This window comes from Vibrio sp. F13 (assembly GCF_020806305.2).
Taxonomy (GTDB): domain Bacteria; phylum Pseudomonadota; class Gammaproteobacteria; order Enterobacterales; family Vibrionaceae; genus Vibrio; species Vibrio crassostreae_C.
In genome coordinates this window covers 1,612,769-1,638,200 of record NZ_CP170175.1, presented here as the reverse complement: position 1 = coordinate 1,638,200, position 25,432 = coordinate 1,612,769, and the positions used below count along the sequence as shown (strand labels likewise).

At 46.4% G+C, this 25,432-nt stretch carries 26 protein-coding genes; 17 read left to right on the top strand and 9 right to left on the bottom strand.

The genetic code is table 11. The features are described 5' to 3' along the window. Positions 1–4: 4 nt before the first annotated feature. Positions 5–646, bottom strand: coding sequence for a DUF2959 domain-containing protein (locus tag LMH68_RS07460; protein WP_123285155.1), 642 nt, complete (start codon positions 644–646; stop codon positions 5–7). A 204-nt stretch (positions 647–850) separates the two neighbouring features. Here LMH68_RS07460 and LMH68_RS07455 point away from each other — a divergent pair, with 204 nt between their 5' ends. From LMH68_RS07455 to LMH68_RS07445, 3 genes are read left to right on the top strand one after another with little or no spacing between them, the layout of a single operon-like run. Continuing rightward, positions 851–1,792 carry a virulence factor BrkB family protein gene (locus LMH68_RS07455; protein WP_229648024.1) on the top strand — a complete coding sequence of 314 codons (942 nt, stop codon included), beginning with the start codon at positions 851–853 and terminating at the stop codon, positions 1,790–1,792. Next, positions 1,764–2,198, top strand: a complete 435-nt coding sequence (gene dtd / locus LMH68_RS07450; RefSeq protein ID WP_004735590.1) for a D-aminoacyl-tRNA deacylase — start codon at positions 1,764–1,766, stop codon at positions 2,196–2,198. The genes LMH68_RS07455 and dtd overlap by 29 nt, the downstream gene beginning before the upstream one ends. A 16-nt stretch (positions 2,199–2,214) precedes the next feature. Continuing rightward, entirely contained in the window at positions 2,215–3,150 is a 936-nt protein-coding gene (locus LMH68_RS07445) for a bifunctional GNAT family N-acetyltransferase/hotdog fold thioesterase (protein ID WP_229648023.1), read from the top strand. A 38-nt stretch (positions 3,151–3,188) separates the two neighbouring features. Here the strand turns inward: LMH68_RS07445 and LMH68_RS07440 are convergent, their stop codons facing one another. The 4 genes from LMH68_RS07440 to hslR all read right to left on the bottom strand — a co-directional run bounded on the left by LMH68_RS07440 (position 3,189) and on the right by hslR (position 8,575). Continuing rightward, positions 3,189–5,159 carry an AsmA family protein gene (locus LMH68_RS07440; RefSeq protein ID WP_229648022.1) on the bottom strand — a complete coding sequence of 657 codons (1,971 nt, stop codon included), beginning with the start codon at positions 5,157–5,159 and terminating at the stop codon, positions 3,189–3,191. A 154-nt stretch (positions 5,160–5,313) separates the two neighbouring features. After that, on the bottom strand, positions 5,314–6,939 hold the full coding sequence (pckA, locus tag LMH68_RS07435) for a phosphoenolpyruvate carboxykinase (ATP) (RefSeq protein ID WP_229648021.1): 1,626 nt from the start codon (positions 6,937–6,939) through the stop codon (positions 5,314–5,316). A gap of 337 nt (positions 6,940–7,276) precedes the next feature. Continuing rightward, positions 7,277–8,170, bottom strand: coding sequence for an Hsp33 family molecular chaperone HslO (gene hslO / locus LMH68_RS07430; RefSeq protein WP_017063067.1), 894 nt, complete (start codon positions 8,168–8,170; stop codon positions 7,277–7,279). A gap of 18 nt (positions 8,171–8,188) precedes the next feature. Next, positions 8,189–8,575 (bottom strand): ribosome-associated heat shock protein Hsp15, encoded by a 387-nt coding sequence (hslR, locus tag LMH68_RS07425; protein WP_017090220.1) that lies wholly within the window; start codon positions 8,573–8,575, stop codon positions 8,189–8,191. A 330-nt stretch (positions 8,576–8,905) separates the two neighbouring features. On the opposite strand from hslR, the gene gspC reads away from it, so the two are divergent. The 12 genes from gspC to LMH68_RS07365 all read left to right on the top strand — a co-directional run bounded on the left by gspC (position 8,906) and on the right by LMH68_RS07365 (position 20,420). Beyond that, positions 8,906–9,787, top strand: a complete 882-nt coding sequence (gspC, locus tag LMH68_RS07420) for a type II secretion system protein GspC (protein ID WP_136979216.1) — start codon at positions 8,906–8,908, stop codon at positions 9,785–9,787. 41 nt (positions 9,788–9,828) lie between these two features. After that, positions 9,829–11,853 carry a type II secretion system secretin GspD gene (gene gspD / locus LMH68_RS07415; protein ID WP_229648020.1) on the top strand — a complete coding sequence of 675 codons (2,025 nt, stop codon included), beginning with the start codon at positions 9,829–9,831 and terminating at the stop codon, positions 11,851–11,853. Beyond that, entirely contained in the window at positions 11,853–13,355 is a 1,503-nt protein-coding gene (gene gspE / locus LMH68_RS07410) for a type II secretion system ATPase GspE (protein ID WP_102394588.1), read from the top strand. Before gspD ends, gspE begins: the two co-directional genes overlap by 1 nt. A 1-nt stretch (position 13,356) precedes the next feature. Further along, positions 13,357–14,577, top strand: coding sequence for a type II secretion system inner membrane protein GspF (gene gspF, locus LMH68_RS07405; protein ID WP_048661299.1), 1,221 nt, complete (start codon positions 13,357–13,359; stop codon positions 14,575–14,577). A gap of 88 nt (positions 14,578–14,665) precedes the next feature. Beyond that, the gene (gene gspG, locus LMH68_RS07400; RefSeq protein ID WP_017062485.1) at positions 14,666–15,109 is read left to right on the top strand and encodes a type II secretion system major pseudopilin GspG; all 444 of its coding nucleotides are present in this window, start codon (positions 14,666–14,668) and stop codon (positions 15,107–15,109) included. Between the two features lie 60 nt (positions 15,110–15,169). Continuing rightward, positions 15,170–15,763 carry a type II secretion system minor pseudopilin GspH gene (gene gspH, locus LMH68_RS07395; RefSeq protein ID WP_017062484.1) on the top strand — a complete coding sequence of 198 codons (594 nt, stop codon included), beginning with the start codon at positions 15,170–15,172 and terminating at the stop codon, positions 15,761–15,763. After that, the gene (gene gspI / locus LMH68_RS07390) at positions 15,750–16,145 is read left to right on the top strand and encodes a type II secretion system minor pseudopilin GspI (RefSeq protein WP_048612449.1); all 396 of its coding nucleotides are present in this window, start codon (positions 15,750–15,752) and stop codon (positions 16,143–16,145) included. Before gspH ends, gspI begins: the two co-directional genes overlap by 14 nt. Then, a complete protein-coding gene (gene gspJ / locus LMH68_RS07385; RefSeq protein ID WP_229648019.1) occupies positions 16,132–16,899 on the top strand; it encodes a type II secretion system minor pseudopilin GspJ in 768 nt (255 codons plus the stop codon). Before gspI ends, gspJ begins: the two co-directional genes overlap by 14 nt. Continuing rightward, positions 16,883–17,932 carry a type II secretion system minor pseudopilin GspK gene (gene gspK, locus LMH68_RS07380; RefSeq protein WP_229648018.1) on the top strand — a complete coding sequence of 350 codons (1,050 nt, stop codon included), beginning with the start codon at positions 16,883–16,885 and terminating at the stop codon, positions 17,930–17,932. Before gspJ ends, gspK begins: the two co-directional genes overlap by 17 nt. Continuing rightward, the gene (gene gspL / locus LMH68_RS07375; RefSeq protein ID WP_229648017.1) at positions 17,901–19,130 is read left to right on the top strand and encodes a type II secretion system protein GspL; all 1,230 of its coding nucleotides are present in this window, start codon (positions 17,901–17,903) and stop codon (positions 19,128–19,130) included. The genes gspK and gspL overlap by 32 nt, the downstream gene beginning before the upstream one ends. Before the next feature lie 20 nt (positions 19,131–19,150). Next, positions 19,151–19,639 carry a type II secretion system protein M gene (locus tag LMH68_RS07370; RefSeq protein WP_017062479.1) on the top strand — a complete coding sequence of 163 codons (489 nt, stop codon included), beginning with the start codon at positions 19,151–19,153 and terminating at the stop codon, positions 19,637–19,639. Between the two features lies 1 nt (position 19,640). Further along, complete coding sequence (locus tag LMH68_RS07365) at positions 19,641–20,420, top strand: type II secretion system protein N (RefSeq protein ID WP_229648016.1); 780 nt, start codon at positions 19,641–19,643, stop codon at positions 20,418–20,420. Between the two features lie 119 nt (positions 20,421–20,539). Here LMH68_RS07365 and cysQ read toward each other — a convergent pair whose 3' ends face one another. From cysQ to LMH68_RS07345, 4 genes are all read right to left on the bottom strand, one after another. Further along, the gene (gene cysQ, locus LMH68_RS07360) at positions 20,540–21,367 is read right to left on the bottom strand and encodes a 3'(2'),5'-bisphosphate nucleotidase CysQ (RefSeq protein ID WP_017062477.1); all 828 of its coding nucleotides are present in this window, start codon (positions 21,365–21,367) and stop codon (positions 20,540–20,542) included. 36 nt (positions 21,368–21,403) lie between these two features. Then, positions 21,404–21,955 carry an ADP compounds hydrolase NudE gene (gene nudE, locus LMH68_RS07355; protein WP_017062476.1) on the bottom strand — a complete coding sequence of 184 codons (552 nt, stop codon included), beginning with the start codon at positions 21,953–21,955 and terminating at the stop codon, positions 21,404–21,406. A gap of 289 nt (positions 21,956–22,244) precedes the next feature. Then, positions 22,245–22,829, bottom strand: a complete 585-nt coding sequence (nfuA, locus tag LMH68_RS07350; RefSeq protein ID WP_004741449.1) for a Fe-S biogenesis protein NfuA — start codon at positions 22,827–22,829, stop codon at positions 22,245–22,247. Between the two features lie 109 nt (positions 22,830–22,938). Further along, positions 22,939–23,652 (bottom strand): ComF family protein, encoded by a 714-nt coding sequence (locus LMH68_RS07345; RefSeq protein WP_170962812.1) that lies wholly within the window; start codon positions 23,650–23,652, stop codon positions 22,939–22,941. Between the two features lie 93 nt (positions 23,653–23,745). On the opposite strand from LMH68_RS07345, the gene bioH reads away from it, so the two are divergent. Both bioH and LMH68_RS07335 read left to right on the top strand, forming a co-directional pair. Then, on the top strand, positions 23,746–24,522 hold the full coding sequence (bioH, locus tag LMH68_RS07340; RefSeq protein ID WP_017063077.1) for a pimeloyl-ACP methyl ester esterase BioH: 777 nt from the start codon (positions 23,746–23,748) through the stop codon (positions 24,520–24,522). 355 nt (positions 24,523–24,877) lie between these two features. Next, positions 24,878–25,351 carry a hypothetical protein gene (locus LMH68_RS07335; protein WP_017066129.1) on the top strand — a complete coding sequence of 158 codons (474 nt, stop codon included), beginning with the start codon at positions 24,878–24,880 and terminating at the stop codon, positions 25,349–25,351. The last annotated feature ends 81 nt before the right edge of the window (positions 25,352–25,432 follow it).

Below are 25,432 nucleotides of genomic sequence, written 5' to 3'. Positions count from 1 at the left end.
GGCGTTATTTTTGGTTCAACTGAGCTAGGAACTTATCCGATTCGGCGATCGCTGCATTCATCTGCTTAATCGCGTAGGCGATGTCTTTTTCTAAGCTCATAAACTCGCCCTGCAGTGAACCGACAGCGCTCGCATTGAGGTTGTGCTTCAAGTAAAGCGTATTGTCGCGAAGGGTATTGAGCACGGGGTCCATTTTCTTCTCGGCGCGCTTCATTGCTGACAGCATCGTTTGGTAAGACGATTTAGTTTCACGAAGCTTTTGCTCACTCGAGCGGCGCAGTGAGTCACTGGTGTAGAGATCTAACTCACTCTGCCACTCTTCAAACAGCGCATCCGACACATCTTCAATCGCAGCAATGCGGTCACTGACATTTTGCGCGGCTTTCTCGCTGTCTTGGTATTTATCATTGATTTGGTTGTACATGTCTTCAAGGTCGCCGCCACTGAAATTAGTCAGGCTACTCAAGGCTTCAAGTGCGCTGGTAAACTCTTCCTGAGCATCCTGCTGCGACTCTTTAGCGTCTTCCACTCTATCGACCATAATGTCACGCTTGTGGTAACCCACTTGCTCCATGGCGGAGTAATAAGCTGACTGGCATCCAGTAAGAGTAAAAATAGAGAGGACTATAACTATTAAATAAGGCATCCTAGTTTCCTATAGTTAAATAATATCAATCGTAGTAAATAACTGCCCAACCTAGCTTGTTAAAATGCTCGATAACGGCGTTAGAATTTTTGATTGTAGAATAACTACTTATCAAAAAATCTGCCTTGTTCTCAAGCCTTTTTCCTGCGCTATTTTTGAACATTTACTTACTGTGATTAATATGTCGGAATATTAATTAGGACTATGAACGAGTTACAAGGGAGTTACAAGTTGAAGATAAAAAAGGTCGCCACACTCAGTATTCAGTTTTCTCGCTATCTTTTGGCGCGAATGACGCACGATAGAGTCAACGTGAATGCGGGCTACTTGGCGTACATTACTTTGCTCTCGATCGTACCGATGTTGACGGTTCTGCTCTCTATCTTGTCATCATTTTCCATCTTTGCTGATGTTGGTATCGTGATTCAAAACTTCGTTATTATCAACTTTGTTCCAGCGTCAGGAGATGCGGTGCACGGTGCCTTGCTCGAGTTTGTTGCCAACACGGGTAAGATGACGGCGGTCGGTAGTGTGTTCTTGTTCATTGCGGCACTGATGTTGATCTCGAATATCGATAAGAACCTAAACTACATCTGGCGTGTTAATGAGAAGCGACGTGCGGTATTGTCGTTCTCAATGTACTGGATGGTGCTAACACTTGGGCCGATCTTGGTTGGGGCGAGTATTGCTGCCACTTCGTATGTGACATCGCTCAGTCTGCTACAAAATGAAGTCGTATCTGGCGCCTTTAATACCGTAATTCGCAAACTGCCTTTGATTCTCTCTTTCTTTGCGTTTTTCGGTCTGTACCTGTTGGTTCCCAACAAAAAGATACACTTTTCTCATGCGGCTGCAGGTTCTCTAGTGGCGGCTCTGTTGTTCGAACTCAGTAAGAAAGGCTTCGCGGCCTACATTACTCAATTCCCTTCTTACCAGTTGATTTATGGCGCATTGGCGGCGATTCCCATTCTTTTTGTCTGGGTTTATTTGTGCTGGTTGATTGTGCTGGTGGGTGCTGAGGTGACCGCTGCATTGGGTGAGCAGGAACAGTGGAGTGACTCGAAAGAAATGGTACACTCTTCGGATAACGACAAAATCACAGAGCAAGGAAACAACAGTGATAGCACTGATCCAGAGAGTAAGTGAAGCTGCCGTCCGTGTTGATGGCGAAGTAGTTGGTGAGATTGAACAAGGCTTATTAGTTTTGTTAGGCGTAGAAAAAGGTGACGACGAAGCCAAAGCCAAACGTTTGATGGAACGAGTGACCACTTATCGTGTCTTTGGAGACGAAGACGATAAAATGAACCTCAACGTGAAGCAAGTAGAAGGTAAGGTATTAGTGGTGTCTCAATTCACTCTGCCGGCCGATACCAAGAAAGGGACTCGAGCAGGGTTCTCTCGTGGTGCTCACCCAGAAGATGCTGAGCGTCTTTATAACTATTTCTCTGACCAGTGTGAATCAGTGTTACCAACGGAACGTGGCCGATTCGCAGCCGACATGAAAGTGTCTTTGGTTAATGATGGCCCAGTGACATTCTGGCTGCAGGTTTAGGCTTAAAGGAATAAGCATGTTTAAACTCATAACACCAACCACCGAAAATCAGCTAAACAAGTATTACCATTTTCGTTGGCAGATGCTCCGTGAACCTTGGCGAATGCCGGTAGGTTCTGAGCGCGATGAATATGACCCAATGAGTCACCATCGCATGATTGTTGATGGTCGTGGTCGCCCGATGGCGATTGGTCGTCTGTATATCACCCCAGATCTGGAAGGTCAGATCCGCTATATGGCGGTGAAGAAATCTCGCCAAAGTAAAGGCATGGGTTCGTTGATTCTAGTCGCACTTGAGTCATTGGCTCGCCAAGAGGGTGCTAAGCGCTTGGTGTGTAATGCACGTGAAGATGCGATCTCATTCTATGAGAAGAATGAATTTGAACGTCGCGGTGAGATTAACGATCAACGTGGCCCTGTGCGTCACCAACAGATGGTTAAGCATCTTGACCCAATGGCAGACGTTCTGCGTAAGCCTGAGTGGTGTAATGAGCTTCAGCAGCGCTGGGAACATCAGATCCCGATCAGTGACAAGATGGGCATCAAGATCAACCAATACACGGGTTACCAATTTGAGTGTAGTGCTCAGCTGAATCCCAACTTGAACCCGCATAATACCATGTTTGCAGGCTCTGCCTTTACCTTAGCGACCTTAACTGGTTGGGGGATGACTTGGTTATTGATGAAAGAACGCGGGCTGACCGGTGATATCGTGCTGGCAGACAGTAATATTCGTTATCGTCACCCGGTTGAGCAAAACCCTGTTGCCTCTACTTCATTGGATGGGATCAGTGGTGACTTGGACCGCCTTGCGTCAGGAAGAAAGGCACGTATCATCATTCACGTGACCATTCATAGCGGCGATGTGGAAGCGGTAGAGTTTACGGGAACCTATATGCTGATCCCTGACTACAAGAAAATACTATCGACTGATGGCAAGGCGAGTGAATAACTCCCGCCACTTGTAGCTAGATTGAATGATTGAAAGCGCTATTCCTGAGGAGTGGCGTTTTTTTGTTGGCAGTCGTTAATCTCCGAATACTCAGCTTGGGTGAGCTTTCCTGAGATTTGATGGCATGGGTCCGATAGGGTAATCGAGAGGGTGTGTTGCTCAGCTTTAAGCAAGTCGAGTTCTCCAGAAGCCTCGCCATTGAGCGTTTGAACCCTTTGTTCGCCTTGCTCTGCTGATGATGCACCAATAATATGCATCGGTTCGAGAGTGAAGCGCCCACGGTCAAAATGCGCATTAAGCTCTGGAATTTCAAACACGTTATCAGTCGATGTTTCAGAAAGCTTGTCATTAAAGGTCATCACACCCTGGCGAACGCTGCCAGTGAGTTGCCCTGTGGTTGAGTAACCGAGCATCAGTGAGTCGCCATATAAACCTGCGGCTTGAAGTTCAAACTCGCCATAGCCGGTTGCATCGAGTGGTAATTCAAGTCGCTGCAGCATAGGCGCAATGGGTAACCCATCGGCAGAAATATCTAAGCTCCATGGCTTGCTGATTTGGTTAAAATCGAGCGTTGCATTGGCTTCAATGTAGCCATTCCTGAGTGGTGCAAACAGACGAGTCAGCGTCCATTTTCCTTGTTCGCTATTCATCTCAACCACGGGCTGTGCGCTGAGAATATTTTGGTAGCTGGCATCATTGGCGCTCGCCATCAGCTTCCCTTGCCATAAGCCCAGTTTTCTATCTTGCAGCAGTTGAACTTGATGCCCCTCGACATGTAATCCAGAGACCTGCCAGTAAGGCGTTTGTGCTAGTTGGATAAGTTGGCTGCGTTCTATATTAAGTCGGTTAATCTCGACGTTCTGGATTTGTGTAAGCCAAGGTATTAGTCGAGCTGCGACTAGAGGGCTATCTTGGTTTTCGGTAATCCACTTGATGCCTTGTAGGTCGAGTTGCGCTAATTCAATGCTGCTAGGGGTGACTTCGCCATTGAGCTGAACAGTGCCTTGCAGGAATTGAGTATAGAAATCTTCAATCAGAATCTGGTTTGTTTCTAGATTGAGCTTGAGGCTTGGCTCGATGAACATGTCATCATCAATGGTCACTCCTTCAGCTTGCAGAGAAAAAATGGCTTTCTGTTGTTTCCAGATTTCAAAAGGCAGTTGGATATTTTCTAGTGAGGCATCAAAGGCAGCGAGGTGCCCATCTTGCCACTCTACGTCGCTGCGTAGAATATCTAAGCTATTGATGTGATTGATCTGAATACCTGCCACATCCCATTCTTTGCTTAGTAGGTTTTGGGTCTGCTTCTGATTGAGTCGTAAGCCATCGACGGTCACATTCACCAACGACCAATCTTGTTGATATTGTTCAGCTTGCCCAGAAATCTTGGCGCCACGCCAGTCAAACGAAGCACCATAAAGGGTGCTGTCGCTAGGTTTTAAGTCTAGGTCAATCAACAGATTATCGAATGCCTCACCTTGCCAATACAGTTGTGAGGCAGAGAGTTGGGTTTTTCCATAAGGTAGCAGCGAGTTATCGTTGTTCCACGTTGGGGCGGAGATCTGTAGGTCGATGCCTCGCGCATTAAACTCTGGCGTCGAAAAGTCGAGATTGTTGATGGCCAGCTGGTGGAGCTTGATGTTTGGTTGGGTAAATAAAGAAGTCAGTGTTTTTAGATCGTCTGCCTCTAATTGTAGGCCGCTGATCAAAACAGATTCAAAGACCAGTTTGGCCTCTGTCATCGAGCTGGGGCTGAACCAAAGATCGATCTTGTCGATATACAGAGGTGTTTGCTTTTCTGGTTGGCTTTGGGTAATGCCCATTAAGGTGATGTGATAAGGCGCCTGATACTCAACATCTTCAATGAATACAGGTTGTTCAATCGTATGTTTGATAAAAAAGTTGGCAACATCCGCACGGTATTGGGTCTGCAGGCTTAATAGCAGCGCTGCGATAGTTGCAACGGCGATAGCCAACACAATGCCGAACACCATGAATACCTTTTTCATTCCCTGAAAGCCTTAAATTTCAATAGTCTTAAAACAGAGTGGAACAAAAAGGGTCAAGCATCAACAAAAAAGCCCCTCAAAAGAGGGGCTTGCTACAAAAATATCATTTTAAATTGGGCGTTTGCTTTTGGCTAAGCCCGAGCAGATGGTTGGATTAGTCCAGTTGAGGACCAGCAGCAACCAGTGACTTACCTTCAGCGTTATCTGTGTACTTGTCAAAGTTGTTGATGAAGCGCTCTGCTAGATCTTTCGCTTTGCTTTCCCACTGCAATGGATCAGTGTACGTATCACGCGGGTCAAGAATCGTAGGATCTACGTCGTGCAACGCTAGCGGTACTTCTAGGTTAAACATAGGGATAACCTTAGTTTCAGCGTTGTCGATTGAGCCATCTAGGATAGCGTCGATGATGCCTCGCGTATCTTGGATAGAGATACGTTTACCAGTACCGTTCCAACCTGTGTTCACTAGGTAAGCTTCAGCGCCAGCTGCTTCCATACGCTTCACAAGCACTTCAGCGTACTGAGTTGGGTGGAGAGTTAAGAATGCCGCACCAAATGCAGCAGAGAACGTTGGCGTTGGCTCAGTAATACCACGCTCAGTGCCCGCTAGTTTTGCAGTGAAGCCAGATAGGAAGTGGTACTTCGTTTGCTCTGGAGTCAGTTTAGAAACGGGTGGCAGTACACCGAATGCATCAGCAGTCAGGAAGATAACCTTTTGAGCGTGACCGGCTTTTGATACTGGTTTAACGATGTTATCGATGTGGTGAATCGGGTAAGAAACACGAGTGTTCTCAGTTTTTGAACCGTCATCAAAATCGATAGAACCATCACCACGAACTGTTACGTTTTCTAGTAGTGCATCACGACGGATTGCATTGTAGATTTCAGGTTCTGCTTCTTTAGATAGACGAATCGTCTTCGCGTAACAACCACCTTCGAAGTTGAAGATACCATCGTCATCCCAACCGTGCTCATCATCACCGATTAGCTCACGCTTAGGATCGGTTGAAAGCGTAGTTTTACCTGTACCAGATAGACCGAAGAAGATGGCTACATCGCCTTTCTCGCCGACGTTTGCACTACAGTGCATTGAAGCAATGCCTTGCAGAGGAAGCAGGTAGTTCATCATTGCGAACATGCCTTTCTTCATCTCACCGCCGTACCAAGTACCACCGATAATTTGAACGCGCTCTGTTAGGTTGAAAGCAACGAAGTTTTCAGAGTTTAGACCCTGCTTTTCCCAGTTAGGGTTAGTTGTTTTAGCACCGTTCATTACCACGAAATCAGGTTCGAACGTTGCTAGCTCTTCGTCAGTTGGACGAATGAACATGTTCTTAACGAAGTGCGCTTGCCACGCTACTTCAGTGATAATACGCACGCTTAAGCGCGTATCAGGGTTAGCACCACAATAACCGTCGATGACAAACAGGCGCTTGCCAGATAGCTGAGTTGTCACAAGCTCTTTCAGCTCATTCCATACTTCAGTTGTAATCGGTTTGTTGTCATTTTTGCCTTGATCTGACCACCACATGGTATCGCGGGTCGTGTCATCTTTAACAATGTACTTATCTTTTGGTGAGCGGCCAGTAAAGATACCAGTGTCTACCGCAACAGAGCCTAGTTCCGTTACTACGCCTTTTTCGTAGCCTTCCAAACCTGGCAGTGTTTCTTCAACGAATAACTGCTCGTAGCTAGGATTACGAAGAACTTCAGTAACGCCAGTCAGTCCGTGCTTAGTTAGATCAATTTGTGCAGCCTTTGTATGTTCCATAACGGTCATAGGTGCTCCTTGTAGGATATTTTGTAGGGATTTTGTATTAATTTTTTATTGTTATCTGCTCACCATGCTAGCAACGAGACTCGGGGGAAACAGGGATATAGCTCAAAAAATATCCATATTAGCCATGGGGTTTTAAGCGTCTCGTCACATATTGGCCCAACTAGTCTATCCTGTACGCAAACCTTTGCGCTAGGGGCGAGAACATTATTAATTGATTAAAATTAAGCGGTGATTTTATTACGAGATGTTACGGAGTTTGCGCTATTTTGATCACAAAAAAGGCCAGCTGAGGGCTGACCTTTTTGGGGTAAATTACGTGTTTTTGGTACGCCGTAAATTAATGAACCGTATTGCTGCCTTTATCTGCTGCTTCTGCGTACAGTGCATCAACATCATTCTTGTCGAACGAGTAGTTTGTGCCACAGTAATCGCAGTGTAGACCAACGCTTCCTTCGGTGCTTAGGATGTCGTAGATCTCTTCTTGAGCAACAGTAATGATTGCTGCTGCACTTCGATCGCGTGAACAGCCACAGAAGAACTCAACCGGTTGTGGTGTGAATAGCTGTACTTTCTCTTGGTTGTACAAACGGTAAAGCAGTTCGTTCGCTTCTAGAGTGAATAGCTCTTCGTTTTTCACGGTGTCTGTTAGTTGCTCTAGGTGCTCGAAGTCGTCTGGAGTACCGGTGCCGTCAGGCATTACTTGTAGCAACATACCTGCAGCGTGTGCTTTGCCTTCATGCTCGCCAGTGCGCAGCCATAGACGAGTCTTAAGCTGTTCAGAGTTAGCGAAGTAGCCTTCAAGCACTTGTGCAAGCGTGTCACCTTCAAGACCAACGATACCTTGGTAACGCTCACCTTTCTTAGGATCGATAGTGATCACTAGATGACCTTTACCCATTAGGGCGTGTAGACCTGCGTCGTCTGCGATATCGCCTTCAAAGCGAGCAACACCACGGATCTTCTGATCGTGATCGCCATTGATAACTGCTAGAGATACTGGGCCGTCACCTTGCAGCTGCATCGTGATAGAACCTTCAAACTTTAGGGTCGCCGTTAGTAGCGTCGTTGAAACCAGTAGCTCACCCAACAGCTTTTGTACTGGAGCTGGGTATTCCTTGCTAGAAATAATCTGTTGGTACGCTTCGTCCATCTGTACCAATTCACCACGTACTGATAGGTCTTCAAATAGGTAGCGATTTAAAACATTACTTGTAGACATTGGGTCTGCCATTTGGCTATTCCTTCTAGCTTATTGAGTCTTGAACTTGATGATGTCACGACGTTGCTTTTTATCTGGGCGACGTTCTGGTGCTGGGCTATGAGCATTTAGCTTGCGTTGTTGTGCAAACTCTTCTCTTTTTGCCAAGCTTTCGGTGGTTTCTTCATAGAGGGTTTGAGCGACTGGCGCCCCGCCGCGGTGTGCGGATATTTTCTCTATGGTGACCGTCTTTTCTTCATTCCCTTGGCGCAGGGTAACCACTGCCCCAAGTTCTACGATTTTGCTGGGTTTACTGCGCTGACCATTATAGTGGACTTTGCCACCATCGACCATGTTGCGAGCAATTGAACGAGTTTTATAAAAGCGTGCTGCCCACAACCATTTATCGAGTCTGACAGCTTCATTAGTCGTTTTCATATAGGACAGTGCCTTTTCAGTTAGAAATGAATGCGGTTTAACTGTAACGAACAGTGCGCAACATGTTTTTGATGATGCTTATCACATTAAGTAGAAGCTTAAAGTGGAGGCGGTTGGCATTTTTTTCAAGTCATAATACAAAATAGCCATGTTATGCCGATTTATCGATTTGCTATGATATAGTTCAGGATCTTATTGCTTAAATAAGCTTGGTATCGAACGAATGAATAAAAAAGCTGAAAGTTTAATGATTTGCAGCGTTTGTCGTCATGAAAAGGGACTAGGAAAGTGAACTTTTTAGAGCTCAAAAATCGCGTAGGGAATTCTCCTATGTTGAGCCGCTTATTAGAGAATGGATTTGTACTTCAGCAGAAACTAAGCTTAGCGACCTGTTGTGTATTGATTGCAGCTTCCGCATGGATCTTAGGGCAGCTTGCATGGTTTATCGAACCTGCTGAGCAAACTATCGCGCCTTGGACAGCAACGGCTTCATCGTCTTCAGCACCTCAATCGACCCTTGATATCTCTTCTTTGCAGCAGAGCAACATGTTTGGTGCTTACAACCCAAGCACGCCCGCTGTGGTTGAACAGCAAGTTATCCAAGATGCGCCTAAGACGCGATTAAACCTCGTTTTAGTGGGTGCAGTCGCGAGCTCGAATCCAAAACTGAGCTTAGCGGTGATCGCCAATCGCGGCACGCAAGCGACCTACGGAATTAATGAAGAGATTGAAGGCACTCGAGCCAAGTTAAAAGCGGTATTAATCGACCGCGTTATCATTGATAACTCAGGACGAGACGAAACCTTGATGCTTGAAGGTATTGAGTACAAGCGTTTAGCGGTATCAGCACCTGCGCCACCTCGTACCACTTCTTCTGTTCGTGGCAATAACCCCGCTTCCGAAGAAGAGAAGCTAGACGAAATTAAAGCGAAGATAATGCAAGATCCACAACAAATCTTCCAATATGTTCGACTGTCTCAGGTGAAGCGTGACGATAAAGTGATTGGTTATCGTGTGAGCCCTGGCAAAGATTCAGAACTTTTTAACTCTGTTGGGCTCCAAAACGGAGATATTGCCACTCAGTTAAATGGACAAGACCTGACAGACCCTGCTGCTATGGGCAACATATTCCGTTCCATCTCAGAACTAACAGAGCTAAATCTGGTGGTCGAGAGAGATGGTCAACAACATGAAGTGTTTATTGAATTTTAAAACTTTGCGTCTAACGAAGGACGAAAGTGTAGGAGAAGTACGTGAAGCATTGGTTTAAGAAAAGTGCATGGTTATTGGCAGGAAGCTTGATCTGCACACCCGCAGCCATCGCGAGTGATTTTAGTGCCAGCTTTAAGGGCACTGACATTCAAGAGTTTATTAATATTGTTGGCCGCAACTTAGAGAAGACCATCATCGTTGACCCTTCGGTACGCGGGAAAATTGATGTGCGCAGTTATGACGTACTCAATGAAGAGCAATATTACAGCTTCTTCTTAAACGTATTAGAGGTGTATGGCTACGCGGTCGTTGAAATGGACTCGGGTGTTCTTAAGATCATCAAAGCCAAGGATTCGAAAACATCGGCAATTCCAGTCGTTGGAGACAGTGATACGATCAAAGGCGACAACGTGGTGACACGTGTTGTGACGGTTCGTAATGTCTCGGTGCGTGAACTTTCTCCTCTGCTTCGTCAACTAAACGACAATGCAGGCGCGGGTAACGTTGTGCACTACGACCCAGCCAACATCATCCTTATTACAGGCCGAGCGGCGGTAGTAAACCGTTTAGCTGAAATCATCAAGCGTGTTGACCAAGCGGGTGATAAAGAGATTGAAGTCGTTGAGCTAAAGAATGCTTCTGCGGCAGAAATGGTACGTATCGTTGATGCGTTAAGCAAAACCACTGATGCGAAAAACACACCTGCATTCCTACAGCCTAAATTGGTTGCCGATGAGCGTACTAATGCAATTCTTATTTCCGGTGACCCAAAGGTACGTAGCCGTTTAAGAAAGCTGATTGAACAGCTTGATGTGGAAATGGCAACCAAGGGCAACAACCAAGTAATTTACCTTAAATACGCCAAAGCAGAAGATTTAGTCGATGTGCTGAAAGGCGTGTCGGACAACCTGCAATCAGAAAAGCAATCTTCAACCAAAGGCAGCTCATCGCAACGTAACCAAGTGATGATCTCCGCTCACAGTGATACCAACTCGTTGGTGATTACCGCACAACCGGACATCATGAATGCGCTTCAAGATGTGATCGCACAGTTGGATATTCGTCGTGCTCAAGTCTTGATTGAAGCCCTAATTGTCGAGATGGCAGAGGGTGATGGCATTAACCTTGGTGTGCAATGGGGTAACCTTGATACTGGTGCTGTGATTCAGTATGGCAACACAGGTGCGTCAATCGGTGGCGTAATGGTTGGTTTAGAAGAAGCGAAAGACACTGAAACGACCACCGCAGTCTATGATGATAATGGCGCCTTTTTGCGTAATGAAACGACCACAGAATCCGGTGACTACTCAACGTTAGCTTCTGCTCTTTCTGGCGTTAATGGCGCGGCAATGAGCGTAGTGATGGGTGACTGGACTGCCTTGATCAGTGCAGTAGCGACCGATTCAAATTCAAATATCCTATCTTCTCCAAGTATCACCGTGATGGATAACGGCGAAGCGTCGTTCATTGTGGGCGAAGAGGTGCCTGTTTTAACTGGCTCGACCGCAGGCTCAAGTAACGATAACCCATTCCAAACGGTTGAACGTAAAGAAGTGGGTATCAAGCTAAAAGTCGTGCCACAAATCAATGAAGGTGACTCAGTTCAGCTGCAAATAGAACAAGAAGTATCGAACGTATTAGGCGCAAACGGGGCAGTAGATGTTCGTTTTGCTAAGCGTCAGCTAAATACGTCAGTGATTGTTCAAGACGGTCAAATGCTGGTGCTGGGTGGCTTGATTGACGAGCGAGCGCTGGAAAGTGAATCTAAGGTGCCGTTCTTGGGCGATATCCCTGTTCTTGGACACCTGTTCAAATCAACCAGTACTCAGGTTGAGAAAAAGAACCTAATGGTCTTCATCAAACCAACCATTATTCGTGATGGTATGACAGCCGATGGTATCACGCAGCGTAAATACAACTTCATCCGTGCTGAGCAGTTGTACAAGGCTGAGCAAGGACTGAAATTAATGGCAGACGATAACATCCCGGTATTGCCTAAATTTGGCGAAAGCATGAATTACCCGGCTGAACTTCAAGCCTTCATTGATCAGATGGAAACAGAATAATGGCTGAATTGGTAGGGGCGGCACGTACTTATCAGCGCTTGCCGTTTAGCTTTGCGAATCGCTATAAGATGGTGTTGGAGTATCAACATCCAGAGCGCGCACCGATACTTTATTATGTTGAGCCACTGAAATCGGCGGCGATCATTGAAGTGAGTCGTGTTGTGAAAAATGGTTTCACGCCACAAGCGATTACTCTCGATGAGTTTGATAAAAAACTGACCGATGCTTATCAGCGTGACTCGTCGGAAGCTCGTCAGCTCATGGAAGACATTGGTGCTGATAGTGATGATTTCTTCTCACTAGCGGAAGAACTGCCTCAAGACGAAGACTTACTTGAATCAGAAGATGATGCACCAATCATCAAGTTAATCAATGCGATGCTGGGTGAGGCGATCAAAGAGGGTGCTTCGGATATACACATCGAGACCTTTGAGAAGTCGCTATCGATCCGCTTCCGTATTGATGGTGTGCTGCGTGATGTTCTTGCACCAAGCCGTAAATTGGCGCCGCTGCTCGTGTCACGTGTAAAGGTTATGGCGAAGTTGGATATTGCAGAAAAACGCGTGCCACAAGACGGTCGTATTTCTCTGCGTATTGGTGGTCGAGCGGTCGACGTTCGTGTATCAACCATGCCTTCATCACACGGTGAGCGTGTGGTAATGCGTCTGTTGGACAAAAACGCCACTCGTCTAGACTTGCACAGTTTAGGTATGACAGCAGAAAACCATGAAAACTTCCGTAAGCTGATTCAGCGCCCACATGGCATTATCTTGGTGACTGGTCCGACAGGCTCAGGTAAATCAACGACCTTGTACGCTGGCCTGCAAGAGCTTAACAGCAACGAACGCAACATCCTTACCGTTGAAGACCCAATTGAATTTGATATTGATGGCATTGGTCAAACACAAGTGAACCCTAAGGTTGATATGACCTTTGCGCGTGGTTTACGTGCGATTCTTCGTCAAGATCCCGATGTGGTAATGATTGGTGAGATACGTGACTTAGAGACCGCAGAGATCGCTGTTCAAGCCTCTTTGACCGGTCACTTAGTGATGTCGACCCTTCACACCAATACGGCAATCGGTGCAATTACGCGTCTGCGTGATATGGGCATCGAACCCTTCTTGATCTCTTCTTCGCTGCTGGGTGTTTTGGCTCAGCGCTTGGTTCGCACCCTGTGTAACGACTGTAAAGAACCTTACGAAGCGGATAAAGAACAGAAAAAACTGTTTGGGTTGAAGAAGAAAGACAGCCTAACGCTTTACCATGCCAAAGGGTGTGAAAGCTGCAGTCACAAAGGCTATCGAGGCCGTACTGGTATTCATGAGCTATTGATGATTGACGATTCGGTACAAGAGCTGATTCACAGTGAGGCTGGCGAACAGGCGATTGAGAAAGCAATTCGTGGCACAACACCAAGTATTCGAGATGATGGCTTGAGCAAAGTTCTGAAAGGGGTAACGTCCTTAGAAGAAGTGATGCGCGTGACCAAGGAAGTCTAGTATGGCGGCATTTGAATACAAAGCACTGGATGCCAAGGGTAAGAGCAAAAAGGGCTCGATTGAAGCGGATAACGCTCGTCAGGCTCGCCAGCGCTTAAAAGAACAAGGCTTGATGCCGGTTGAGATGACCGAAGCCAAGGCCAAAACAGCGAAAGGTGCACAGCCTTCGACTAGCTTTAAGCGTGGTATCAGCACGCCAGACCTTGCTTTGATTACTCGCCAAATTTCCACCTTGGTGCAATCAGGCATGCCGCTAGAAGAGTGCTTGAAAGCCGTGGCGGAGCAATCTGAAAAGCCACGTATTCGAACCATGTTACTGGCGGTTCGTTCGAAGGTAACGGAAGGTTATTCGCTAGCCGATAGCTTGGCTGATTACCCACATATCTTTGATGAACTGTTTAGAGCCATGGTCGCGGCTGGTGAGAAATCGGGTCACTTAGATGCGGTATTGGAGCGACTGGCTGATTACGCAGAAAACCGTCAGAAGATGCGCTCTAAGTTGCTGCAAGCGATGATCTACCCTGTGGTGCTGGTGGTGTTTGCGGTGACGATTGTTTCGTTCCTGCTGGCAACCGTGGTACCTAAGATCGTTGAACCGATTATCCAAATGGGCCAAGAACTTCCTCAATCGACACAATTTTTATTGGCATCGAGTGAATTTATCCAGAATTGGGGCATCCAATTACTGTTGTTGATCATCGGTGTGATTGTGTTGATTAAGACCGCTCTGAAAAAGCCGGGTGTTCGCATGAGTTGGGATCGCAAGCTATTAAGCATTCCACTGATCGGCAAGATCGCGAAAGGAATTAATACCTCTCGTTTTGCACGAACACTCTCTATCTGTACCTCGAGTGCGATTCCTATCCTTGAGGGGATGAAGGTTGCGGTTGATGTAATGTCGAATCACCATGTGAAGCAACAAGTACTGCAGGCGTCAGACAGTGTTAGAGAAGGGGCAAGCCTGCGTAAAGCGCTCGATCAAACCAAACTCTTCCCTCCAATGATGCTGCATATGATCGCCAGTGGTGAGCAGAGTGGTCAGTTAGAGCAAATGCTAACAAGAGCGGCAGATAACCAGGATCAAAGCTTTGAATCGACCGTGAATATCGCGTTAGGTATCTTTACGCCAGCACTTATCGCTTTGATGGCAGGCTTAGTGCTGTTCATTGTGATGGCGACTCTGATGCCGATGCTTGAAATGAATAATTTGATGAGTGGTTAATCAACTGCTCATAAGACGTTAGTTTTTGGATTAACGAGAAGAAGGACATTATTACCTTCAACTCGCTGTCTGTAATTTGGAGAAAATAATGAAAAACAGAATGAAGAAACAATCAGGCTTTACCCTATTAGAAGTGATGGTTGTTGTGGTTATCCTTGGCGTATTGGCGAGCTTTGTTGTACCTAACCTATTGGGTAACAAAGAGAAGGCTGACCAACAAAAAGCCATCACTGATATTGTGGCGCTAGAGAACGCGCTAGATATGTACAAACTGGATAACAGCGTTTACCCAACAACGGATCAAGGTCTTGATGCATTGGTTTCTAAGCCAAGCAGCCCAGAGCCTCGTAACTACCGCGACGGTGGCTACATCAAGCGTCTGCCAAACGACCCATGGGGTAACGAGTACCAATACCTAAGCCCTGGTGATAACGGCACTATTGATATTTTCACTCTTGGTGCTGATGGCCAAGAAGGTGGTGAAGGTATTGCGGCGGATATCGGCAACTGGAACATGCAGGATTTCCAATAAGCTTCAACTTATTGTTTGATTCGTTATTGATGGTAGGACGTAAACAGATGGAGTCTAAAGGTGAAAACTAAGCAAACACAGCCAGGTTTCACCTTGATTGAGATTCTCTTGGTGTTGGTACTACTGTCAGTAACGGCGGTTGCGGTGATCGCGACCATTCCTACCAATAGCAAAGATGTTGCTAAAAAATACGCTCAAAGCTTTTATCAGCGAGTTCAATTACTCAATGAAGAGGCTATTTTGAGCGGCTTAGATTTTGGCGTTCGAGTTGATGAAAAGAAATCGACCTATGTACTGATGGCGCTTAAGTCTGAAGGCTGGCAAGAAGTCGATTTTGAAAAAATCCCCTCTTTAACTGAACTACCGGAAGAACTCGCATTGTCACTGACCTTAGGTGGTGGCGCATGGGAAGACGATGATCGGTTGTTCAACCCAGGAAGCTTGTTTGATGAAGATATGTTTGCTGATCTTGAAGAGGAAAAGAAGCCGAAACCACCACAGATCTACATCTTGTCGAGTGCTGAAATGACGCCATTTGTATTGTCGTTTTATCCAAATACCGGAGACACCATACAAGATGGTTGGCGTATTCGAGTATTGGACAATGGTGTGATTCGACTGCTAGAACCGGGAGAAGAAGATGAAGAGGAATAACCGTTCTCCTTATCGTTCTCGTGGTATGACCCTTGGTTCTCGAGGAATGACGCTGCTTGAGGTATTGGTTGCGCTCGCTATCTTTGCGACTGCGGCGATCAGTGTGATTCGTGCTGTCACTCAGCACATCAATACCCTCAGTTATCTAGAAGAAAAAACCTTCGCGGCTATGGTCGTTGATAATCAAATGGCTTTGGTGATGTTGCATCCTGAGAAGCTAAAAAAAGCGCAGGGCACACAAGAGTTGGCCGAGAGAGAGTGGTTTTGGAAGGTCACGCCAATCGATACTAGCGATGATTTATTAAAGGCGTTTGATGTGAGTGTGGCAACCAGTAAACAAGCTTCTCCAGTGGTCACGGTGCGCAGCTATGTGGTCAAGTAAAAGCGTGGCGTTAGCTAAGAGCAAGTCGCTAAGTAAGAGCATGTCCGCCAATAAGCGTGTGCCTCGTAAACAAGGACTATCTTCGAAAGGGAGAGGCTTTACCTTAATTGAGGTTTTGGTCTCGATCGCTATCTTTGCCACGTTAAGCATGGCGGCTTATCAGGTAGTAAATCAGGTTCAACGCAGCAACGAGCTTTCAATCGAGCGCAGTGCTCGTTTAAATCAACTGCAACGTAGCTTAGTCATTTTAGATAATGATTTTCGCCAGATGGCGGTACGACAATTTCGTACCAATGGTGAAGAAGCATCATCTAAGCTGATCTTAATTAAAGAGTATTTACTGGATTCCGACAGCGTTGGCATCATGTTTACTCGCCTTGGCTGGCATAACCCACAGCAGCAGTTTCCTCGCGGAGAAGTCACCAAAGTGGGTTACCGCATTAAAGAAGAAACGCTTGAGCGTGTGTGGTGGCGCTACCCCGATACCCCTGCAGGTCAAGAAGGTGTGATTACGCTTTTGCTTGATGATGTTGAAAGCTTGGAATTCGAGTTTTATGACGGAAGCCGCTGGGGGAAAGAGTGGCAAGCCGACAAATCGCTACCGAAAGCGGTAAGGTTAAAGCTAACCTTGAAAGATTATGGTGAGATAGAGCGTATTTATCTCACCCCTGGTGGCACGCTAGATCAGGCCGATGATTCTTCAAACAGTGACTCTTCAAGTAGTAATGAGGGGAATAATGACTCATCGAACTAATAAGTTTGCACTGACAAGGTCTGCCATGGGGCGCAAGCAGCGAGGTGTTGTGCTGATCATTATCCTGATGCTACTGGCGATAATGGCAACCATCGCAGGCAGTATGTCGGAACGCCTGTTTACTCAATTTAAGCGCGTGGGCAATCAACTGAATTACCAACAGGCTTACTGGTACAGCATTGGTGTCGAAGCGCTGGTGCAAGACGGCATTAGGCAAAGCTACAAAGACAGTGATACCGTCAACTTGAGTCAACCATGGGCGTTAGAAGAACAGGTATACCCGTTGGATTATGGTCAAGTTAAAGGCCGTATTGTTGATGCTCAGGCATGTTTTAATCTCAATGCGTTGGCTGGTGTGGCGACGACTTCAAGTAACCAAACACCTTATTTAATTACGGTTTGGCAAACCTTGTTGGAAAACCAAGATGTTGAGCCTTATCAGGCCGAGGTTATTGCACATTCAAGCTGGGAATTTGTTGATAGTGATACCCGAACCACCTCTTCAGCTGGTGTAGAAGACAGTACTTATGAGGCGATGAAGCCATCTTATTTGGCAGCGAATGGCTTAATGGCCGATGAGTCCGAGCTACGCTCGGTTTATCAAGTCACTGGTGAGGTGATGAATAAGGTTCGCCCCTTTGTTTGTGCTCTGCCGAGCGACGATTTCCGTTTGAATGTGAATACTCTTACGGAAAAGCAGGCGCCGTTATTGGAAGCGATGTTTGCCCCCGGCTTAAGTGAATCGGATGCCAAACAGCTGATAGACAAACGCCCATTCGATGGTTGGGATACGGTGGATGCGTTTATGGCTGAGCCTGCTATTGTGGGTGTGAGTGCCGAAGTCAGCAAAAAAGCGAAAGCATATTTAACTGTAGATAGCGCCTATTTTGAGCTAGATGCAGAGGTATTAGTTGAGCAGTCACGTGTACGTATACGGACGCTTTTCTATAGTAGTAATCGAGAAACAGTGACGGTAGTACGCCGTCGTTTTGGAGGAATCAGTGAGCGAGTTTCTGACCGTTCGACTGAGTAGCGAACCACAAAGCCCTGTGCAGTGGTTAGTTTGGTCGACAAGCCAACAAGAAGTGATAGCAAGTGGCGAACTGTCTAGCTGGGAGCAGCTGGATGAGTTAACGCCTTACGCTGAAAAGCGTAGCTGTATCGCTTTATTGCCGGGAAATGAATGCTTAATTAAGCGTGTTGAGATCCCGAAAGGTGCTGCTCGCCAGTTCGATTCTATGCTGCCGTTTTTATTAGAAGACGAAGTCGCACAAGATATCGAAGACTTACACCTGACTATTTTAGAGAAAGACGCAACGCACGCGACAGTGTGTGGTGTGGAACGTGATTGGCTTAAGCAGGCGCTGGATACTTTCCGCGAAGCGAACATTATCTTTTGTAAAGTATTGCCTGATACCTTAGCGTTGCCTTTAGAAGATCAGGGCATCAGTGCGCTGCAGATCGACCAACATTGGTTATTGCGTCAAAGCAACTATCAAGCAGTGTCGATCAATGAGGCGTGGCTAGCGATGTTCTTACAAAGCGATTGGGTTGCCTTAGATGACGAAGAGCAATCACCAACGATTTTTAGCTACACCGCACTGCCAAGTGATGACGTTCAACTGCAAAGTGGCATTGAGTGGCAAGCTAAACCTGCGGAACTGGTGATGTCTTTACTGAGCCAACAAGCCATTACAAGTGGCGTAAACTTACTGACTGGCACCTTTAAAACCAAATCTTCATTCAGTAAGTACTGGCGTGTATGGCAAAAAGTAGCGATCGCAGCTTGTTTGCTGGTGGCGGTGATCGTCACTCAGCAAGTCTTAAAGGTTCAGCAGTACGAAGCACAAGCCGAAGCGTACCGAACGGAGAGTGAACGTATTTTTAGAAGCGTACTTCCGGGCAAGCAACGTATTCCGACGGTCAGCTACCTTAAGCGCCAGATGAACGACGAAGCTAAGAAGTATGGTGGCTCGGGTGATGGTGATTCCTTACTTGGATGGCTAGCGTTACTGCCAGAAACTTTAGGACAAGTGAAAGCCATCGAAGTGAATAGTATTCGCTACGACGGCAACCGCTCAGAGGTGAGATTGGAAGCGAAAAGTACTGACTTCCAATATTTCGAGACTGCGCGAGTGAAACTTGAAGAGAAGTTTACCGTTGAGCAAGGGCCATTGAATCGTAATGGTGATGCCGTATTTGGCAGCTTTACTCTTAAACCCCATCAATAACCTGCGTAAGGAGATCAGTGATGAGAAATATGATTGAGCCACTCCAAGCGTGGTGGACTTCAATAAGTCAAAGAGAGCAACGACTAGTGATTGGTTGCTCAATTCTATTGGTGGTCGGTGTCGTTTATTGGGGGCTAATCCAGCCACTCAGTCAGCGAGCTGAACTTGCGCAGACCCGCATTCAAAGCGAGAAGCAACTACTGGCTTGGGTAACCAATAAAGCCAATGAAGTGGTTGAACTACGAGGCAGTGGCGGCATTAGTGCCAGTCAACCTCTGAATCAATCTGTGCCTGCTTCTATGCGTCGCTTTAATATCGAGCTGATACGTGTGCAACCACGTGGCGAGATGCTGCAAGTCTGGGTGAAACCTGTGCCTTTTAATCAGTTCTTAGATTGGCTGACATACTTGAAAGAGAAGCAGGGTGTCGAAGTTGAGTTTATGGACATTGATCGCTCCGATAACCCAGGGGTTATTGAGGTCAACCGACTACAGTTTAAACGAGGTTAATGTGAAACGCGGTTTATCTTTGAAGTTAGGTTTACTTTTTGGCGGCATCTTTATTGTCTTTTTCTCGGTTAGTCTGTTGCTGCATCTACCGGCCTCTTTTGTACTCAAACATGCACCGGCTGTGCGTGGCTTGAATATTGAAGGTGTTGAAGGAACGGTTTGGCAGGGCAGCGCCAATAATATCGCCTGGCAGCGTGTTAATTACGGTTCAGTGCAGTGGGACTTCCAGTTTTCTAAGCTATTTCAAGCCAAAGCAGAACTGGCGGTTCGTTTTGGTCGTAATAGCGACATGAACTTGTCAGGTAAAGGGCGTGTCGGGTACAGCATGAGTGGCGCGTATGCAGAGAACTTAGTAGCCTCAATGCCTGCTATGAAGGTGATGAAATACGCCCCAGCCATTCCAGTCCCGGTTTCAATTGGTGGACAGGTTGAGCTGACGATCAAGCATGCGGTTCATGCTCAACCTTGGTGTCAGTCTGGTGAAGGTACTGTGGCTTGGTCTGGTGCTGCAGTCGATTCACCTGTTGGTTCGTTAGACCTTGGTCCTGTGATTGCGGACATAACCTGTGAAGACAGTACAATTGCAGCCAAAGGCGTTCAGAAGAGCACTCAAGTAGACAGTGAGTTCTCAGCGAGTCTAACATCTAACCAGCGCTACACATCTGCAGCGTGGTTTAAACCGGGTGTTGAATTCCCGCCAGCGATGCAAAATCAGCTTAAATGGTTGGGTAATCCTGATAGCCAAGGTAAGTACCAGTTTACTTATCAAGGTCGTTTTTAGCTAAACGGCTAAGGGTCACTAAATTACGAGATATAAAAAACGGGCACCTCACTGAGGTGCCCGTTTTGTTTGTTCTGAGAATCTAGAGGATATCTGACAGTTAAAGGGAGCAAACTCGCCTAGTCTTTGCCTTGCAAAATTTCTACCCACGGTAAATCTGCATCACCGAGTACAATGAAGTTCGGGTTTTCTAGCGTTTCTCTTTCATTGTACGAAAGCGGTTCTAGTTGAGTACTTAAGATACGTCCGCCAGCTTCTTCAACAATGCACTGCGTTGCGGCGGTATCCCACTCTCCGGTTGGTCCAAGGCGCAGATAACAATCCACAGCGCCTTCTGCGACTAAACAGGCCTTAAGCGCTGCTGAGCCTAGAGGAACCAAATCATAATTCCATGCTGAGCTCATACGGCTAGTGATGCGATTGATGTCCTGGCGACGGCTGATCGCCATGGCGATTGACTGGTTTGGCAGCTCGTGACGATGCGTTTTGATTTTCACGCTGTCATTAAGGTCTGGGATCTTCCAAGCGCCTTTGCCACTGTAAGCGTAATAGCTCACACCTGAAACGGGTGCGTATACCACGCCCATCACTGGCTTGTTATGCTCGATTAGGGCGATAATTGTCGCGAAATCACCACTTCGTGCGATGAACTCCTGGGTGCCGTCCAGTGGGTCAACTAACCAGTAGCGATCCCATTGAGAGCGTTGCTCTAGGCTGATGTCGGCGTCTTCTTCGGATAATACGGGAATATCAGGCGTCAATTCACTGAGTTTTTTTAATATCAGCTTATGTGCTGCAAGATCGGCACTGGTTACTGGAGTGTCATCACTCTTAATGAACTCTTCGTAATCCTTTTTCTCGTAGATCTCTAAGATGAGTTGACCAGCAGAGCGAGCAATCTCAATGACAGAGGGTAGGAGGTGAGACAAATCTTTTGTTATTGGCATAAATGTTCTCTTACTCTTAGAGCGAGCCTGAATGTTCTAGTTATTGTTTAATACACGAAGGCTTAAAAGCAGGGCTGTAATACTCCGAGCCTCACAGAAATCGAGATGTGTTAACAGTTCTTCGGCTTGAGCAAGTGGCCAGCGCACAATATCGAGAGGCTCTGGCTCATCACCTTCTAGCTTTTCTGGGTAGAGGTCTTCTGCAATAAACAGCGTCATTTTGCTAGAGAAGTAAGAGGGTGCAAGGATCACTTCCTTCAACGGAGTAAGCTTGTTGGCACCGAAGCCTATCTCTTCTTTGAGTTCGCGAACGGCGGCTTCGTTTGGCTGCTCACCTGGATCAATCAGCCCTTTTGGAAAGCCAAGTTCGTAGCGTTCAGTTCCCGCTGCATATTCACGTACTAATAGAATATCGCCTTGCTCAGTAATAGGAACCATCATCACTGCGTTGCGGCCGCTGGGCTTCATGCGTTCGTAAGTGCGCTCTTCGCCGTTTGAAAAGCGTAAGTCGAGAGACTCGATAGAGAATAGTCTTGATTGAGCGACAGTTTGTTTAGCCAAAATCTCTGGCTTGGTCCTTTTCGTCATTGCGCTCGCTCCTTAGCTCATTGGAATTCTTTCTTATAAAGTCATTCTAATATAGGGGAAATGACCTTGAGTTCCTAGATCCGAGTTTTCATATCCGAAAATTATTGAAGCAGGAATCGATTACGATCACTTGAATACCTTACTCAAGATGGTAACGAGGTGAAAATATGGTTGTATAGCAAGAGAGTATAGAGAGAACGCGATAGTCCTAACTTGCTTATCCACATAACAAAAAAGGTTGATGTTTGCGCATCAACCTTTCAAATAACAACTAACACTAAATCAGTGATTAGTAGTAAGAGTGCTCACCACGATCGTGCTCAGTTGCATCACGAACAGCAGTCAGTTCACCTTCAAACTGTTGAAGAAGTTCTTTCTCGATGCCTTCTTTTAGCGTTACATCAACCATAGAACAACCGTTACAACCACCACCGAATGCTACAATAGCTGCGCCGTCTTCAGTGATTTCTACCAAGCTAACGTGACCGCCGTGACCAGCAAGTTGTGGGTTAACTTGTGTTTGAATTGCGTATTCAACACGTTCTAGAAGTGGTGCATCGTCTGCGACTTTACGCATCTTAGCGTTTGGTGCTTTAAGCGTTAGCTGAGAGCCCATTTTGTCAGTAACGAAGTCAATTTCAGCTTCATCTAGGAACGGTAGGCTTAGCTCATCTACGTATGCAGAGAAAGCTTCGAATTTAAGCTCTGTGTCAGACGCTTCGATAGCATCTGTTGGGCAGTAAGAAACACCACACTCAGCGTTTTGTGTGCCTGGGTTTACCACGAACACACGAATGTTTGTACCTTCAGGCTGCTGTGACAGCAGATTGGCAAAGTGAGTTTGAGCTGTTTCTGTAATAGTAATATTTGACACGACGAATACCTGAGTAGATTTGTAGGTTATTAGCGCCATTCTACTCCTGTCAGATTTGTAATTCAGCCCTTTTTTGTTGGATTGCTGTACAAGTAGTGATTCACAGCTTTTATCCAGAGGGCTCAGGAGTGCGGCAGATGCAGTAAATATCAATCCTTTTAACGTCCACTTCAAGTAGTAATTGGCATAATTGATACACAGTACTGCCGGTGGTTACAACATCATCAATTATCGCGACGTGAGAGGGGATAGTTCCTTGAACGTCTTGTTTTCGCAGCGCAAAAGCGCTCTTTAGATTGTGTAATCGTGCGGATTTAGTCAGCCCCTGCTGGGAAGCCGTTGAGCGAATTCGACGAAAGAGCACATCACTTTCAACGCCAAGCTCTTGAGCCGTGTAGTCGGCTAGCAGCTTACTTTGATTAAAGCCGCGATGAGTATATCGACGCCAATGCAGCGGCACGCTGGTGATCAGCGGAGCAGGATATTCGATACGTGATGCCAATAGCTTAGATAGATCACGTGCAAACCAAAACTTATCAGCGTACTTCATTTGCTGAATGTAACCTGCTGTAGGGAAGGTGTAATCGCCGACACAGTAGAGGCGATGCCAAGGTGGAGGTTGAGATAAGCACTGTCCGCACTGCTCTACTGTGAGCAGTGTTTTTAAACCACATCGTTGGCAGCGTGGTACTGGCTGAAAGAGTTTGAGACAAGAATTGCACCATCGAGGATGTGTATCACTGGGCAGTTTATCAAGTTTGCACAGGTGGCATTGAGGTGTGACCAGACGTGGTGTGTGTTTTTGTAGCCAATCGGATAACATAGCTCGTGATGCTTTTGGGTTATGGTGTTCCTTTTGCTCACCATACTGAAAAGCGCGGATTATCGCTGATGGAAAAAGTAGGGAATATTGAGAATGAGTGACGCGTTATATTGGCATGTTTCTGGGCAAGGGCCTGATTTAGTACTGGTTCACGGCTGGGGAATGAACGGTGCGGTATGGCAACAAACCGTTAATGCATTACAAGCTGATTTTCGAGTGCATGTTGTCGATTTACCAGGGTATGGACACAGCGCGCACTGCCACGCTCAAGATCTTGAAGAGATTGCTCAGCAGCTTTTGGCCGAAGCACCAAAGCAAGCGATTTGGGTGGGTTGGTCACTTGGAGGCTTGGTCGCAACGCACATGGCTCTCCATCACTCAGATTACGTGAGCAAGCTGGTGACTGTCGCCAGTTCTCCCAAATTCGCCGCTGCAAAAGAGCCCGTGTTATGGCGAGGCATTCAGCCCAACGTATTAAGCGCATTCACCGAGCAACTGGTTGAAGATTTCCAAACCACCATCGAACGCTTTATGGCATTGCAAGCCATGGGCAGCCCTTCAGCAAGGCAAGATGTAAAACAACTCAAGCAAGCGGTGCTGTCTCGCCCGTTGCCGAACCCTGACTCATTATTGGCAGGATTAAAGATGCTGTCGGATGTCGATCTGCGTGAACAACTGCCTGAGATTTCAGTACCAATGCTACGCTTGTATGGTCGATTAGATGGATTGGTGCCAATCAAGGTTGCGAAAGACTTAGGCACAGCCTTGCCTCATACCGAGCAATACATATTTACCCAGTCTTCGCATGCACCGTTTATGACCGAAGCGGATGCCTTTTGCAGTGAGCTTGTCAGCTTCGCACAAAAATAATTGCTAAATATATATCCGGCTTGGTCGATATATAAGCTAATACCAATCACAGTAAGTAAGTGTTCAAAAATAGCGTAGGTAAAAGGCTTGAGAACAAGGCAGAGTTTTTTTGACAAGTAGTTTCGATAAGTAGTTATTCTACAATCAAAAAATTTAACGCCGTTATCGAGCATTTTAACAAGCTAGGATGATCAGTTATTTACTACGATTGGTATAACACCAACGTGTTGCTTGATACTCAGACCTAACTCTCTCCTGAGCTGATTGCGCTAAGTTGGGCTATGCCTGTTGTGCTGACTCACAGTACAACAGCGTTATAGCAAAAACGATGGGCGATTCTTGAGGAGAGTTCGCGATGATTGTGTCACCTGCAACTGCAGTGAGTGTGCCACTAATCGCCCCGTCCGTTAATGTGCAAACAGAGCAAGTTGCGCGTGATAATAGAGTCCGAGAACCTATTGCTCCCGCAGTAGCATTGGCGAGAACCAATGCAGAGCGTAAGGTAAAATCAGACGATAAACGAAGGCAGCAGTCGGCTTGGGATCCTTCAGACCATCCAGGTTATGAAATGGAGAACGAGTCAGAGGCCAATTCGGTTAGCCAAGAAGAGCCACAAGACCCTTTTGATCGGCTGTTCAGCTTATTGGCACTGAAAACATACAGTGCTGATCAAGGCAAAGGTTATACCATGCGTTTCCGCCTGCCAAAGCATGTTTTAGATGCGGCGATTCAAGAGGGACAGATGGAGAAACGACGTAAGGTCATAAAATATCATTATGGTCATGCTGTTGCGCCTCATGCTCCATCAGAGATGCTGGTCGTGTTGTAAGTCGAAAACTTATGACCCTGCCAAACTTCGATGTCTTTTTTGAACATATAATAAAAACCTGCATACCCTAAGGGATGCAGG

Coding starts and splice junctions, on each gene's coding strand:
- pckA (WP_229648021.1), bottom strand. CDS start 6,939: ATGACCGTTATGGAACATACAAAGGCTGCACAAATTGATCTAACTAAG.
- gspJ (WP_229648019.1), top strand. CDS start 16,132: ATGTGGTCAAGTAAAAGCGTGGCGTTAGCTAAGAGCAAGTCGCTAAGT.
- LMH68_RS07460 (WP_123285155.1), bottom strand. CDS start 646: ATGCCTTATTTAATAGTTATAGTCCTCTCTATTTTTACTCTTACTGGA.
- LMH68_RS07455 (WP_229648024.1), top strand. CDS start 851: ATGAACGAGTTACAAGGGAGTTACAAGTTGAAGATAAAAAAGGTCGCC.
- gspE (WP_102394588.1), top strand. CDS start 11,853: ATGGCTGAATTGGTAGGGGCGGCACGTACTTATCAGCGCTTGCCGTTT.
- gspG (WP_017062485.1), top strand. CDS start 14,666: ATGAAAAACAGAATGAAGAAACAATCAGGCTTTACCCTATTAGAAGTG.
- LMH68_RS07445 (WP_229648023.1), top strand. CDS start 2,215: ATGTTTAAACTCATAACACCAACCACCGAAAATCAGCTAAACAAGTAT.
- cysQ (WP_017062477.1), bottom strand. CDS start 21,367: ATGCCAATAACAAAAGATTTGTCTCACCTCCTACCCTCTGTCATTGAG.
- hslR (WP_017090220.1), bottom strand. CDS start 8,575: ATGAAAACGACTAATGAAGCTGTCAGACTCGATAAATGGTTGTGGGCA.
- gspK (WP_229648018.1), top strand. CDS start 16,883: ATGACTCATCGAACTAATAAGTTTGCACTGACAAGGTCTGCCATGGGG.
- LMH68_RS07440 (WP_229648022.1), bottom strand. CDS start 5,159: ATGAAAAAGGTATTCATGGTGTTCGGCATTGTGTTGGCTATCGCCGTT.
- LMH68_RS07370 (WP_017062479.1), top strand. CDS start 19,151: ATGAGAAATATGATTGAGCCACTCCAAGCGTGGTGGACTTCAATAAGT.
- gspI (WP_048612449.1), top strand. CDS start 15,750: ATGAAGAGGAATAACCGTTCTCCTTATCGTTCTCGTGGTATGACCCTT.
- LMH68_RS07335 (WP_017066129.1), top strand. CDS start 24,878: ATGATTGTGTCACCTGCAACTGCAGTGAGTGTGCCACTAATCGCCCCG.
- gspF (WP_048661299.1), top strand. CDS start 13,357: ATGGCGGCATTTGAATACAAAGCACTGGATGCCAAGGGTAAGAGCAAA.
- gspC (WP_136979216.1), top strand. CDS start 8,906: ATGTTGAGCCGCTTATTAGAGAATGGATTTGTACTTCAGCAGAAACTA.
- nudE (WP_017062476.1), bottom strand. CDS start 21,955: ATGACGAAAAGGACCAAGCCAGAGATTTTGGCTAAACAAACTGTCGCT.
- bioH (WP_017063077.1), top strand. CDS start 23,746: ATGAGTGACGCGTTATATTGGCATGTTTCTGGGCAAGGGCCTGATTTA.
- LMH68_RS07345 (WP_170962812.1), bottom strand. CDS start 23,652: ATGTTATCCGATTGGCTACAAAAACACACACCACGTCTGGTCACACCT.
- hslO (WP_017063067.1), bottom strand. CDS start 8,170: ATGGCAGACCCAATGTCTACAAGTAATGTTTTAAATCGCTACCTATTT.